Source organism: Streptomyces sp. NPDC043854 (assembly GCF_056436005.1).
Map to the genome: position 1 here is coordinate 165,192 of NZ_JBWKDK010000012.1, position 13,454 is coordinate 178,645.

Here is a 13,454-nt window from a genome sequence, read left to right on the forward strand (position 1 = left end):
CCGCCGCGGCCGGATCGCCGTGACGGGCCTGCTGCTGCCGTCCGGTTACGGCTGGGGTTCGAAGTCCCAGTACGGGCGCATCTGCTGGCGGGCCGAGACGGTGTGGACGTGCTGCGGGCCCAGGGTGCGGGTCAGCGCCTTCAGGCCCGCCTCCTCGTGCTTGGCCGCCTCCGTGTCCTCCCGTAGCGAGCGCAGGTCCGCGGCCAGGGCGATCTGCGCGCTCAGCGTCATCGGGTGGTCCGGGCCCAGCACCTGCTCGCAGTTGCGCAGCGTCTCGCGCCCGAGGTCCAGGGCGTCCTGGAGGTGCCCGGTGATGTTGCGGTGCCCGGTGGCGTTCAGGGCGCAGCCCAGGGCCCACGGGTGCCGCTCGCCGACCGCGCCCCGCATGCCGACCAGGGCCTGTTCGGCGAGGTTCAGGGCCTCGACGCGCTCGCCCTGGGCCCGCAGCACCAGGGCGAGGTTGCCGACCGTGCCGATGCTGTACGGGTGGGCGAGGCCCAGCTGCGTCTGGTAGCCGCGCACGACCTCCTCGGAGATCCGCCGGGCCTCGCCGATGTCCCCGTACTCGCGCAGGTAGGTGGCGTAGTCCGAGGCGACCATCAGCGTCCAGGGGAACTCGGCGCCGAAGACCCGCGTGGAGCGCTCCAGCACGCTCCGCAGCCGGGCCCCGGCGCCGGGGATGTCCCCGGAGCGGCGCAGGCACATGCCGAGGTTGTGCTCGGCGCGCAGGGTCTGCGGGTGGTTGGGGCCGAGGACCTGGGAGTTGAGCTTGAGGCCCTGCTCCTGCCGGGCGAGGGCCTCGCGGTAGCGGCCCATCAGGCGCAGCCCCATGGCGCAGCCGATCCCGGAGGAGAGGGTGGCGATGTGCCGGACGCGCAGTACGCGCTCGCGGCGGCGCAGGGTGTCGAGGTCGGTCTCGTACGCCTCCTGGTAGCGGCCCAGCAGCCGGAGGGCGACGGCGACGTTGTTCTCCGCGTTGAGGGTGGTGGAGTCGTCCTCGCCGAGGAGCTCGCGGTAGCGGGCGAAGGCGTGTTCCAGCAGTTCCCGGGCCTGCTCGAACTTGGCGGTGCCGAGCAGGACGCCCGCGTAGGTGCTGGTGGCGCGCAGGGTCTCCAGGTCGCGGTCGCCGCGTTCGGCGAGGAGCCGGTCGGCGACCGCCTTGGCGAGGGCCTCGGCCTGTTTGAAGTGCCCGAGCATGCGCAGGGCGCCGCCGTGGTGGTAGCTGAGTTCGCGGACCTGGTCGTGGTCGTCGCCGAGCATCGCCCGCCAGACGGTGTCGGTCTGCTCGGCCAGGCGCAGGCAGGTGCGGTACTCGCCGGCCAGGATCAGGTAGCGCAGGCAGTTCAGCAGGAAGTTCTGGATCCGCGGGTTGCTGCTGGTCAGCACGCCGGCGGTCTCCAGGTGCGGGATCAGCTCGGCGAAGCGGGGCCACAGCCGGGAGTCGGAGGGCCGGCCGGGGTCGGCGGCGGCGAGGACTTGGCGGACGGCGCGGGCGAGGGGTCCGGCCTCCTCTTCGGAGAGGTTCTCGCGGACGATGCCGTGCACCATGCGGTGGAGCTGTACGGTCTCCAGCCCGCCGCCGCCCTCCTCCACGGACAGGTCGGAGTACTCGAGGCGGACGACGGAGAACTGCACCAGCTTGTTGAGGGCGGCGTTCCACCGGATCTGGTCGTTGATCAGCCCGGCGAGCTGCTCGGGCACGTCGTCGACGGGGAACTCGCGCAGCAGCCGCAGCGGCACCGGTCCGGGCGCGAAGAACACGAACAGCCGGAGCAGGGCGAGGGCGTCGGGGAAGTTCTCGCGGACGTTGTTGAGCAGTATCGCGAGCGCGGTGGGGAAGGGCAGCGGGTAGTCGTCGGAGACGGTGACGGCCTCGTGGGAGTCCAGGCGGCGGCGCAGCAGCGCGAGGTAGTCGTCGACGGTCAGCGGGGAGTCGGCGAGCCAGCCGGCGGTCTGGTCGAGGGCGAGCGGGTAGTCCTCGAGGGCCTCGGCGAGCTGGTCGGCCTCTTCGCCGGTGAGCCGGCGGGCCCGGCGGCGGATGAAGGTGACCGATTCGGGCCGGGCGTAGAGCGGGACCTCGACGAGGCTGGTGTGCCGGGAGGCCCACTCGCGGTTGCGGGAGGTGATGATGACGTCGCCGGCGCCGGAGGGCAGCAGGTCGGTGAGGTCGTCGGGGTTGTCGCAGCCGTCGAAGACCAGCAGCCAGCGGCTGTACGGTGAGCCGCGCCGCAGCGCCTCCAGGACGGCCCGGATCTGCTCGCCGTAGCTGCCGGCGCCGCGCGGCAGGCCCATCTCGGGGGCGAGGTCGGCGAGCCGCTCGCGCAGGGTGGGCCGGTCCTCGGCGGGGACCCACCAGACGACGTCGTATTCGGAGGCGAAGCGGTAGGCGTACTCGGTGGCGACCTGTGTCTTGCCGACGCCGGACAGGCCCAGCAGGGTGACGGTGGAGGCGCCGGGGGGCGCCTCGCTGAGTGCGGCGCGCAGTGTGCCGATGACGTCGTTGCGGCCGGTGAAGCGGGGGTTGCGGCGCGGGACCCGGCCCCAGATTTCCGGGGGGTCGTTGGGGAAGCGGGGGCCGCGGCGGCCGGTCTCGGTGCCGACGCGGTCGGTGGGCAGGTCCAGGCGGCGCAGCACGCGGTACTCGGCCTCGTACGCGTCCAGGCCCCACAGGTCGGTCTTCTCCAGGACGGCGACGGCGCTGGGCAGCGGGGCGTCGGTGAGGCTGACGGCGGCGAACCGGCCGGGGTGGCTGTCGGTGACCTCGCGCAGGGCGGTGTTCCACTCCTCGTCGGTGTGGGTGCCGACGGAGAAGTACCGTTCGCTGAGGATGAGGAGGACGCGGCTGCCGCTGCGGGCCAGGTCGTCGAGGGCCTGGGGGAGGCCGCCCTCGGACTGCGGGTCCCAGCGCTGGAGGGCGACGCGGTGGCCGTGCTCCTCCAGCCGGTGGGCGATCCACACGGCCCAGGGCCGGTTGAAGCCGGCGAAGCTGATGAGGAAGCGCTGCGGCCGCGCGGGGGCCGGGTCGCGTTCCTGCCGAATACCGGTGGTCATGCGGCCGTCTCCCTGGAATTCCGGGCGGTGGACGGGGGTGAATCCGGGTGGTGGGCGGGGGTGAATCCGGGTGGTGGGCGGGGGTGAATCCGGGTGGTGGGCGGGGGTGAAACGGTACCGCAGCCGACGGTCCGTCAGCCCTGTTCGGGCGGGCCGAGTTCGGGGTGTTCCGCGTACCAGGCGCGGCGGGCCCGGTCGACGGCGCGGCGGGCGACGGCGTGCTGGTCGCCGGGCGGCGGCAGCTCGTCCATGGCCTGCTCGGCCGCGGCCATCGCCTCGGTGAACTCCTGCCCGGTCCGGGTCAGTTGCGGGTGGGAGCGGAGTACGGGGAGGACGGCGGCCACCTGGGCGCGGATCCGGGCGTGCTGGGCCCAGGCGCCGCGGGCGCCGTAGAGGGCGGCGCGCTGCCAGTAGCCGGCCAGGGCGAGGTGGGCGTACGCGCCGTGCAGGAGCCCCTCCAGCGGGCGGGGGTCGGCGCGCCAGGGGGCCCAGTGCCGGGGGTGGGCGTCGGCGGTGTGCAGGGTGAGGACGTCGGCGAGGGCGGACAGTTTGCCGTGCTGGACCTCGTGGACGAGGGTGGCGGCCAGTGCGGGCGGGGCCTGGCTGCGGGCGAGGACGGAGCCCGCGGCCGCGGGCAGGGTGGCGCCGCTGGAGCGGGAGCCGCCGGCCAGCGGGACCACGGAGCGCAGCAGCAGGCCCGTCTCGCCGGCGCGGGCGGTGTCGTACCGCTCCAGCAGGGTGAGGGCGCCGGTCCACTGGGTGTCCCAGCGTTTGTGGCCCTTGGGGGTGAGGCGGCGGGCGGCGCGGACGGGTGCGGGGCGGGCGTGGCCGAGGGCCCGGTACGGGTCGAGGTCGTCGAGGGCGGTGCGGCCGCCGGGCAGGGTGTGCAGGGGCAGGGTGGCGGGGTCGTCGGGGTCCCAGGAGCGTTCGGTGAGGGCGAGCGGGCCGGGCCGGGGCGGCCGCAGCAGGCCGAGGGTGGGGAGCACGAGGCGGCCGCCGACGGGCCGCAGGGTGGTCTTGAAGGCGATGCCGGCGCGCAGGGCGGCGGCGACGGCGAGGGCGCCGAGGTGGCCGAGGTCGGCGGCGGGCCCGTGCGGGGCGTGCAGGCGGCGCAGGGTCTCCTCGGCCCAGACGCCTGCGGCCGGGTAGTGCAGGACGTCGTGGACGGCGTCGGGGTCGTGCCGCTCGGCCTCCTCCAGCAGCGCCCAGTGGTCGGCTGCCTCGCCGGACCACCGGCCGGGGGCGGCGTCGAGCACGGCGCGGAGCAGGACCAGGCGTTTGGAGCGGCGTATGTCGCGGATGAGGCGGGTGCCCTCGGCGGAGGGTTCGGTGGAGGCGAGGGCGCGCAGGACGGGCGGGGTGACGGCGAAGGGGGCGGGGGCGTCGGTCATGAGGCGGCCGCCCGGGGGATGGCCGCGCGGCCGGCGGCCCGGTGGAGGGCGGCGGCGATGTGCCGGATGACGGCTTGGAGGTCCTCGCAGTACACGGACGGCTGCCGGAAGCCTTCGCCTGCGCGGTAGCGGTGCGGGTAGTGGCCGCCGCCGCAGACGGCGACGAGTTCGCAGGCGCGGCAGGTGTCGGCGAGGGCCGCCGCCCCGAGCTGGCGGGCGGCCAGCCCCGGATGGTCGAGGAACTCGTCGAAGCTGTGTGTCCGCAGTGCCATCCCGGTGGCGGCCGCCCCCTCGTACGCGGATTTGAGCGAGTCGGCCTGCTCCAGGGTGCCGTCGGTCTCGATCACGGCGGTGGCGGCGGGGGCGAGGCCGAGGGTCTCGGTGGCGGCGGGCAGGCCGAGCAGCAGGGCGATGATCTCCTCGAACATCCGGATCCGGGTCCGCAGCACCCCGTCGTGCCACCAGCGTTCGAACACGGCGATCAGCCAGTCGGCGTACGGGGTGCTGCCCGGGCTGCGGCCGGGCGGCGGGGTGCTCCAGTTGGCCAGCGGCAGTAGCAGGCCGATGCTCGGCGGGGCGAAGGCGAGCAGGGATTCGTACGTCTGCACCGGGTCCTGGGCGGGGTCGACCACGCTCAGCACGCCCGCGTAGCTCTCGGGGTGCCGGGCGAGCAGCCGCAGCCCGCGGGCGGCCGCGCCGAACCCGGGCCGCCCGGCGCGGTCCACGCGGCGGGCGTTGTGCTCGGGCAGGCCCCCGTCGAGGCTGACCCCGACGCGTATCCCGGCGGCGGCGAGTGCGGCGAGCCGGCCGCGGGTGAGGAGGGTGCCGTTGGTCTGGACGGTGGCGGTGACCCTGGTCCGCGGGGAGGCCGCGCGCAGGGCGGCCCGTACGGCGTCGACGGGCGCGGCCAGCTCGGCGGCGGCGGTGAGCAGCGGTTCGCCGCCGTGCAGGACGAGGTCGACGCGGCTCAGGCCGTGCGCGGCGGCGTGCTCGGCGATGCGCTCGGCGGCGCGGGCGGTGGTCGCGGGGGACATGGCGGCGGGCCGGCTGCGCCAGGTCTGGTCGGCCATCTCGTACACGTAGCAGTAGGTGCAGGCGAGGTTGCAGCGGCTGCGGGTCTTGAGCACGAACTGCCGTACGGGATGCGGGCGGTGGCCGGCCGCGCGGAGCGCGGGGACGTCGAGCCGGGCGTAGGGCCAGGGGGCGTGGGCCCGGTGTGCGGGCAGCGCGGACCCGCTCCTGTCCGTGTGCCCCATCGCCTGCACCTCCTCCCCCGGCCGCCTGCCCCGGCGGACGGTCCATCCCTGCCCGGGGTTCGGCACCGGCTAACGGCGGAAACGGGTCAACTGTGGCTGCTCTGCGTGGCCTTGGGAACGCGGTGCGTGAGCATCCGCTCAGCTGACGCCGGAGTCGAAGGCGTTGAGGATCTCGGCGGGGTGGGTCACCCGTTCCACCATGCCCTCGATCACCCGGGCCAGCACGGGGTGGTCGATCCCGCGCAGTGCGGCCAGGTCGTATCCGGACAGGTCGGGGAGGCCGGCCGCGCAGGCGGCCGCCGGGTCGGGGCCGGTGTTGCCCGCGCCCCTGCCCGCGCCCGCGCCCCTGCCCGCGCTGCGGCCCGTCCCCGCCTCCGCCTCCGCCTCCGTGTCCGTCTCGGTGTCCGCCTCCGTGTCCGTGGCCCTCTCCCCTTCCGTCTGCGCGGCCGCTTCCGTGTGCGGTGCCTGATGCCGGATCACCATGGGCTGTCCGTCCCCCTGTTGAGTCGCCGTACCGAATCGCATGTGCTAGCGGTGTCCGATGGCCCCCGTTGAACGTGTTCCCGCGCGCGGGCCCTTCACGCCCCGGGCGCCGGCCTCACAGCCCGGCCTCCAGGGTGCGCACCCGGGAGGCCAGCGCCTCCCGGCGGTCCGCGGCCGCGTCCCCCAGCCCCCGCCACAGCTCCAGGGCCGACCGGTAGGCGTCGAGCGCCGCCCGGGGGCGGGCCAGCCGCTCCAGCACCCCGCCCCGCAGCTCCTGGACCCTCGCGGCGAGTTCGACGGCGGTCTCCCGGCGGTCCGCCCGGTCGGCCTCCAGGGCCGCCCGCCAGGCCCGCCGGTAGGAGTCCGCGGCCCGGTCGAGCCGGTCCGGGGCCCGGGTATGGGCGTGGATCTCCTGCTGGACGTCCCCGTGCTCACGCCAGGCGCCGGCCTGCTCCAGCGGGCTGCGGCTGTGCCGGACGGCCAGCTCCAGCAGGTACTCGGCCTCCCGCAGGTCCACCACGTCACCCTCGTAGCCGTGCCGCAGCCGCAGCCCCGCCGCGAGGCGCACGAGCCGGTGCGCCGAGCGGGCGTCGGACTGCGGGATCGCGGCCCGGCTGTCGCGCAGCACCCGTACGGCCGCCGAGGTGAACCGCCGCCCGCCGGCGGACCGGGCCCGCTCGAGGAGTACGTCGCCCCACTCGGGCAGCAGCTCCGCGTAGGCCTCCCCGTCGCGGGGGATCAGCCGGCGGGCCCTGCGGTACGCGTCGGCCGCGTCCTCCAGCGCCGCCGGGTCCCCGTCCCGCGCGGACCGGGCCCGGTGCACGCGGGCCAGGCAGACCAGCGCGGCGAGCCGGAGTTCGGGGTCCCCGCCGGCCTCGGCCAGCGCCCGGGCCAGCTGCTCGGACGCCTCCTCCAGGCGGCCGGGCAGGTAGCGCAGGGCCGTGGCCAGGTCCACGCGGAGCCGCGCGGCCTGCGCCCGGCCCCTTGCCTGCGCCGGCCCGTCCGCCCGTGCCTGCCCGGTGGCCCCCGGTCCGGCTCCGGCGGCACTGTGGCCCCCGGCGGGTCCGGAGGGCCCCGGTCCGGCTCCCGTCCCGGCCCCGCCCGGGGCGGGAGCCGGTGCCGGGGCGCCGCCTGCCGTGCCCGCGGCGGTGTCCCTGCCCGTATCCGCGCCCATGCCCGCGCCCGTATCCGCGCCCATGCCCGCGCCGGCGCCCCGGCCCGTCCCCGGCGGGGCGTCCGCGCCGGCTTCCGCCCGGGGTCCCCCGGCCGCCTCCGGCAGGCCCGACGCCAGGTGCCCGGCGGCCTGTTCGGCCAGCGCCGTACGCTCCACCGGGTCGGCCGTACGGGGGAGCAGGGCCAGCAGCACCCGCCCCAGGGCCGGCCGCAGGGCTCCCTCCGCACCGGCCCCCGGCCCGGCCCCCTGCCCGGCCCCCTGCCCGGCCAGGGCCTCCAGTACCGCCCGCGCCTGGAACAGCGGGATCGGGTCGTCGCGCAGCTCGCCCAGCCCGACCAGGGCCCGGGCCTGCCGCACCACGCAGTCCAGCCGCAGCCGCGCATCGCCGTCCGGGGCGGCGGCCGCGGCGGCCGCGGCGGCGAACTCCCGCTCGGCGGCGACCAGGAGCTCCGCGTCCGCCCGCTCGGCCGGAGCCGCCAGCGCCCGCTCGTACAGCACCCGGCCGCGCAGCGCCCGGGCCGGCGCGGTGTGGAGCCCGCTCACCGCCTGCTCGGCCTCGGCCAGCAGCTCCGGGTCCCGCTGCCGAGTCCACAGCCGCAGCAGCGCCCCGGCCAGCTCGTACTCGGCCTCGCCCGCCGGGTCGTCGGGGCCCGCGGGGGCGGCCACGGCGCGCCGCAGCACCGCGACGGCCTCGTACAGGCCGCGCTGGGCACCGTCGCCCCCCTGCCGGTCCTGGGCGGCGAGCCGGTCGCGGGCCGTGCGCACCGCCCAGCCCCGTCCGGGCGGGGGCGCGGCGGGCTCCCGGCCGGCGGTGTCCTGCGCGGCCGGTCCGGGCAGGTAGCGCCGTACGACGCGGGCGGAGACCTCGGCGAACGCCTGCGGGAGCGGCGCGGCGGGGACCCGCTCGTCGCCGTCCTCCTCGACCACCGGTTCCCCGGTGAGCTGGGAGACGGCGAGTGCGGGGAAGTTGCGCACCCCGCGCCCGAAGTGGGCGAGTACGTACTCCGAGCAGTGCTTGAGGACGAGGGCGGCCTCGTCCCGGCCGAGCGGCCCGAGCAGGACGTCCTGCACGCCGGGGGTGAACTCGTACCACTCCCCCGGTGCCGGACCGCGCCGCAGGAGCCCGCTGAGCAGCACCTCCGCCAGGTCGGAGGGTTCGGAGTCGGGCAGCATGGTGCGCTGGACGAGCCGCATCACGGGCAGGGTCAGCGGGGCCGCGGACAGGTAGACGGCGAGCTGTACGGCGCGCGGCGAGGCGGAGGAGTAGAAGCGGCGCACCAGTTCGCGCGGCGGCCGCACGGCCCGGGGCGGGGGGACGGGCGCGGCGGGGTGGTCGGCGAGGACCCGGCCCACCTCGGCCGGTACGGGTCCGGTGCCGAACCCGGCGACGACGCGGGCCCAGGCGCCGAGCGCGGTGGCGTTCGGCGGGAGCACGGGGACGGTGAGGCCGCCGCGGAGCCGGCCGGGGCGGGCGGGCCGGTCGGGCCGGAACCTGAGCATGCCGGCGCCGCCCTCGACCCGGGTGAGGGTGCCCCGCTCGGTCGGCAGCCAGCTGCGGTTCCACAGCCGCTGGGGCAGGGGCTGGACGACGACGCAGGGGGTGCATTCGGCCCAGCGGTGCAGGATCCGCTGGGCCGCGCCCTCGCGCCACAGCGGCCCGGCGCAGTCGGAGACGACCATGGTGAGGGAGCGCCCGCCGGGGTCGCGGAGCTGGTCGCCGGAGCGCAGCCGGGTGCCGGGGTCGGGGGCCTGACCGAGGGCAGCGCGGCCGTCGGCGAGCCGGTGCAGGTAGTGGACCTGTACGTCGCGGAAGGCGCCGAGGCGTTCGCAGACGCCGCGCAGTTCCTCGAACATGTCCTGCCACACGGCCATGGAGGGGGAGGCGTCCATGACCAGCCGGACGGTCGCCTCGCGGCGGCTTTCGGGCCGCAGGACGGGGATGACCAGCCCGAGGGCGCGGGCGCTGGCCTCGGCGGTGGCCGGCTCGTCGAGGACGAGGCGGGTGGGCCGGCCGGGCGGGCGGTGCCGCTGCAGGGAGCGCAGGGCGCGCTGTATCTCCAGGATCCGGGGCAGGGCGGCCGCGCCGGGGACCCGTACGGGCACGCCGCCGCCGCTGGGGAAGGCGGCGGCCTCCTCGGCGACGGTGCCGCGCAGGCGGGCGGCGTAGAGCCGGACCGGGTCCTCGGGCCCGTGTGCGGCGGGCGCGGGCCCGTCCTCGGGCGGCGGCTCGTCCTGCCGCACCGGCCGGCGGACGGGGCGGGCGGCGCCGGCGGGGGCGGCGGAGGGGCCGGGCGGGCCGATCCGGCCGGCGAGCCAGAGCGCGTCGGCGAGTTCCTCGGCGGAGGGGTCGAGTCCGGCGGCGCGCAGCAGGCCGGCCAGATCGCGGATCTCGGGGGGTGCCGGGGCGGGCCGCCCGGTCGGGGCGGGTCGCCCGGCGGGGGCGGGAGGGGGCGGCATGGGGGTCACCTCGGGCGGTCGAGGCGCTGGATGAGCAGGTCGGCGAGGTCCTCCCGGGTGGGCGGGGAGGCGTAGTGGGTCAGGTAGATGGCGTTCAGGAGCTGGTCGGCGGCGACGAGTTCGGACTGGGAGCGGCTGAGGAACTCGCGGATCAGGTCGGCGCCGAGCCGGGCGGCGTCCTCGCCGAGGTGGGCGCGGACCATGGTGGCGAGGCGTTTCTCGCCGGGCTGGCCGAGTTTGAGCTGGATGCAGCGGCGCAGCAGGGCGGCGGGGAAGTCCCGTTCGCCGTTGCTGGTCAGGATGATGAAGGGGAAGGCGCGGCAGCGGACCCGGCCGTCGCGGACGGTCACCTTGGCGCCGTCGTCGGTGAGGACCTGCACCTCGGGCTCGGTGTCGGCGACGCGTTCCAGTTCGGGCAGGGAGAACTCGCCTTCCTCCAGGACGTTGAGGAGGTCGTTGGGCAGGTCGATGTCGCTCTTGTCGAGTTCGTCGATGAGCAGGACGCGGGGCCGCCGGCCGGGCAGCAGGGCGGTGCCGAGCGGTCCGAGCCGGATGTACGTGCCGATGCCGGGGGCGCCGCCGGGGCTGCCGCCGCTCGCGGCGATCTGTACGTCCTGGAGCCGGGCGATGGCGTCGTAGCGGTACAGGCCTTCCTGGAGCACGGTCCGGGAGACCACGGGCCAGCGCAGCACCCGGCCGAGTTTGAGTTCGTGGGCGACGGCGTGCGCGAGGGTGGACTTGCCGGTGCCGGGGTATCCGGTCACGAGCAGCGGCCGGCGCAGGTAGAGCGCCGCGTTGACGGCCTCGAGCTCCTCGGGCTCGGGCCGGTGGAGTTCGGCGGCCTGCCGGTGCGCGCCGAGCCGGCGGGCGACGTTGCCGTCGCCCGTGGCGGCGGGTGACGGGGGTTCGCCGACCGGCCCGCCGTCGAAGTCCCGCCACGGCGGCGGGTCGGGCAGGGTGTCGATGCCGTCGTGGGGCTCGCCGACCCCCCGGTAGATGAGCCATTCCTCGTTCACGTCCGTCCCCTCCCGGGTCCCCTCCCGCCCGTCACAGGTCCCCCTGCAGCGGCTCTTCCTCGGGCAGGGCGCGGGCCGGGTCGTCCCAGACCAGGGCCATCCCGTTCGCCCAGTAGGCGTCGGGGTCCGCCCCGTGGGCGCGGGCCCGCAGCGCCTGGAGCCGCACCGGCAGTGGTGCGCCCCGCCCGGCCTCGGTCAGCTCCTCGCGCAGCCCGCGGTGGAACGGCGCGCAGGACTCCCCCGGGTCGGCCGGGGGCCGCCGGGTGACCGCCACCCCGTACCCGGCGTCGCGGACCGCGTACAGGGATCCGCGGGTGGGTTCCGCGTCGGCGGCCCGGCAGTGCACCGGCACGGTGTTGTCCGCGAGTCCGTCCAGCCAGGCGGGGGACGGGGTGCGGGGCCGGCCGCGGGCGCAGTCGGCGCGCTCGTCCAGCAGCGGCCCGGCCTGGACGCGGGCCCAGCGGTCGGCCCTGCGGTGGGCGGCGTCGGCGTCGGCGGGGTGCGCCCCGTCGCCTCCGGCGGGGTAGCGCAGCACGACGGGCCGCTGGGCGCCGAGCGGGACGCGGCCGGTCAGGATCCAGGTGTCCACCGGCAGTCCGAACAGTTCGGGGGCGACGGCGACCTCGAGGACGGCCGCCGCTTCGTGGGTGTCGCAGCGGCGGAAGGCCTCGGCGAGGGCGTCGCGCACCGCCTCCGGCAGCCCGGCCCGGGTGACGCGGACGCCGGAGCCGACCGGGGTCAGCCGTCCGGGGCGGGCGGGTCCGGCCAGGACGGAGACGCGCCAGTCGTAGACGTCTTCCCAGCCGTGCGCCCAGGCCTCCAGCAGGACGGAGGGGCCCTGGGGCAGGGTGCCGCCGGGCCGTCCCGGTCCGGGGGCGCCGTGGGCGGCGCGGGTGCGGCGGCGCCGTTCCCGTTCGGCCAGGCCCTGGTCGCGACGTTCGCCGAGCTCCCGGCGCAGGGGCCGCCACAGCCGCTCGGCGGTGGCCCGGACCCAGTCCCACAGCTCCTCGTCGGCGCCGGGGGCGGGGGGCTCGCGGAAGTCGGCGACGCTGACGTCGGTGGCGTACCGCAGCACGGCGGCGGCCTCGCCGGCGCCGCCGGGCGGGTCGTGGAGCATGCCGAGGCCGTCGCGCCAGCTGAGCGGGGCGGGCAGGGCCGGGTCGGGTTCCTCGCCGCGGGCCGCCTCGACGAGGGCCCGGACGGCCTCGGAGGAGGGGGGTGGCGGTAACTCGGCGAGCAGCCCGCACAGGGTGGTGCGCTCGGCGGCGGTCAGCCGGCCCGCCGCCGTGTACGGGTCGCCGGCGCCGGGGAGTCCGCCGGGGCCGGCGGTGGCCCGGGCGGCGCCGAGGGCGCGGAGTTCGCCGTGCAGGTCGGTCCAGGTGCGGCGGGTGTCGAGGTCGCTGAGGTGCTGGTCGTAGTGGTAGAGGTCGTGGGCCTGCATGACCCGGCGGTAGAGGCCGACCTGGCCGGTGGCGGCCAGGGGCAGGGTGCGCAGCTGGATGACGGACACGGCGAGTCCGCCGCCGCCGGTGTGCCGGCGGGCCTTGACGACGCCGACGACCTCGCCGTGGGCCAGGTCGACGACGGGGCCTCCGGACATGCCGGGTTCGATCTCGTCGTCGTCGCCGAGGCGCAGGGCGGCCCCGCCGGCCGCGGTCCCGCGCAGCCGGGTGGTGCGGCCGGTGATCTCGGGTGTGCCGAGGTCCTCGGTGCAGCCGAAGTAGGCGACCTCGTCCAGGCGCGGCCGGGCCCGGTCGGTGAGGCGTACGCAGGCGTGGGAGACGGGGGCGAGGACGCGGACGAGGGCCAGGTCGGGGAGGTCCCACAGGGCGCGGCGGGCGGGCCGGCGCTCTTCGAGCCGTTCGGGCAGGACGCATTCGACGCGGCCGGTGACGGTCCCGGTGGTGCGTGGGCCGGAGGAGAAGGTGATGCCGAGCTCACGTCCCACGAGACGCACCGCAGCACCCCCTTCGCCGACGACGTGCGCGCACGTCAGGACCCAGCCGGGCGCGATGAAGAAGCCGCTTCCCCAGGTGGGGCCGGTCCCAGGGGGTGCATACCCGTCGGGGGCGGCGTGGACGCGTACGGTCGCGGCCTGGACGAGGGGTTCGAGGAGTTCGTAGGCGCGTGCGGTGCCGCCGGTGCGCGCGTCTGGCATCCCCCGCCCCTCTCAAGATTGGAAAGGCACTCCAGGCTAGCGCCGGGGCAGCTCGGAGGGGAGGGCTCGCCGGTCGTGCGGATTATCCTGGCGGGAAACATCCGCATGCACATCGTCATCACGGCACGGAGCCCGACTTGTACTTCACCGATCGCGGCATCGAGGAGCTGGAGAAGCGGCGCGGCGAGGAGGAGGTCACTTTCGAGTGGCTGGCCGAGCAGCTGCGCACGTTCGTCGACCTGAACCCGGACTTCGAGGTCCCGGTGGAGCGTCTGGCCACGTGGCTGGCGCGGCTGGACGACGAGGACGACGAGGACGAGTGAGACCGCCGGGACCTGCGTCACGCGTGCGCGGGACCCGCTGCGGCAGAGGGGGGGGGGAGGGGGGGGGGGGGGGGGGGGGAGGGCGGGGGGGGGGGGGGGGGGGGGGGGGGGGGGGGGGGGGAGGAGACGGAACGGGTCCTGGACG

General features: G+C 77.0%; 8 protein-coding genes. 1 reads left to right on the top strand and 7 read right to left on the bottom strand.

Features of this window, described 5'->3' with window-relative positions; all coding sequences use genetic code 11:
- Positions 1 to 45: 45 nt before the first annotated feature.
- The 7 genes from fxsT to AC068A_RS14355 all read right to left on the bottom strand — a co-directional run bounded on the left by fxsT (position 46) and on the right by AC068A_RS14355 (position 12,986).
- Positions 46 to 3,051 (bottom strand): FxSxx-COOH system tetratricopeptide repeat protein, encoded by a 3,006-nt coding sequence (gene fxsT, locus AC068A_RS14325; protein WP_478584708.1) that lies wholly within the window; start codon positions 3,049 to 3,051, stop codon positions 46 to 48.
- Positions 3,052 to 3,185: 134 nt separating this feature from the next.
- Positions 3,186 to 4,442 (bottom strand): HEXXH motif domain-containing protein, encoded by a 1,257-nt coding sequence (locus AC068A_RS14330; protein ID WP_478584710.1) that lies wholly within the window; start codon positions 4,440 to 4,442, stop codon positions 3,186 to 3,188.
- Complete coding sequence (locus tag AC068A_RS14335; RefSeq protein ID WP_478584712.1) at positions 4,439 to 5,698, bottom strand: FxsB family cyclophane-forming radical SAM/SPASM peptide maturase; 1,260 nt, start codon at positions 5,696 to 5,698, stop codon at positions 4,439 to 4,441. The genes AC068A_RS14330 and AC068A_RS14335 overlap by 4 nt, the downstream gene beginning before the upstream one ends.
- Positions 5,699 to 5,836: 138 nt before the next feature.
- Entirely contained in the window at positions 5,837 to 6,181 is a 345-nt protein-coding gene (gene fxsA / locus AC068A_RS14340) for an FxSxx-COOH cyclophane-containing RiPP peptide (protein WP_478584713.1), read from the bottom strand.
- A gap of 115 nt (positions 6,182 to 6,296) precedes the next feature.
- Positions 6,297 to 9,812 carry an SAV_2336 N-terminal domain-related protein gene (locus tag AC068A_RS14345; protein ID WP_478584715.1) on the bottom strand — a complete coding sequence of 1,172 codons (3,516 nt, stop codon included), beginning with the start codon at positions 9,810 to 9,812 and terminating at the stop codon, positions 6,297 to 6,299.
- Between the two features lie 5 nt (positions 9,813 to 9,817).
- On the bottom strand, positions 9,818 to 10,828 hold the full coding sequence (locus AC068A_RS14350) for an AAA family ATPase (RefSeq protein WP_478584717.1): 1,011 nt from the start codon (positions 10,826 to 10,828) through the stop codon (positions 9,818 to 9,820).
- A gap of 31 nt (positions 10,829 to 10,859) precedes the next feature.
- On the bottom strand, positions 10,860 to 12,986 hold the full coding sequence (locus tag AC068A_RS14355; RefSeq protein WP_478584719.1) for a VMAP-C domain-containing protein: 2,127 nt from the start codon (positions 12,984 to 12,986) through the stop codon (positions 10,860 to 10,862).
- 137 nt (positions 12,987 to 13,123) lie between these two features.
- Here AC068A_RS14355 and AC068A_RS14360 point away from each other — a divergent pair, with 137 nt between their 5' ends.
- Positions 13,124 to 13,309, top strand: coding sequence for a DUF6104 family protein (locus tag AC068A_RS14360; protein ID WP_010061466.1), 186 nt, complete (start codon positions 13,124 to 13,126; stop codon positions 13,307 to 13,309).
- Positions 13,310 to 13,454 lie beyond the last annotated feature (145 nt).

Excerpts from the sequence above, each read along its gene's own strand:
- AC068A_RS14345 (WP_478584715.1), bottom strand. The coding sequence starts at position 9,812 with ATGCCGCCCCCTCCCGCCCCCGCCGGGCGACCCGCCCCGACCGGGCGG.
- fxsT (WP_478584708.1), bottom strand. The coding sequence starts at position 3,051 with ATGACCACCGGTATTCGGCAGGAACGCGACCCGGCCCCCGCGCGGCCG.
- AC068A_RS14355 (WP_478584719.1), bottom strand. The coding sequence starts at position 12,986 with ATGCCAGACGCGCGCACCGGCGGCACCGCACGCGCCTACGAACTCCTC.
- fxsA (WP_478584713.1), bottom strand. The coding sequence starts at position 6,181 with ATGGTGATCCGGCATCAGGCACCGCACACGGAAGCGGCCGCGCAGACG.
- AC068A_RS14330 (WP_478584710.1), bottom strand. The coding sequence starts at position 4,442 with ATGACCGACGCCCCCGCCCCCTTCGCCGTCACCCCGCCCGTCCTGCGC.
- AC068A_RS14335 (WP_478584712.1), bottom strand. The coding sequence starts at position 5,698 with ATGGGGCACACGGACAGGAGCGGGTCCGCGCTGCCCGCACACCGGGCC.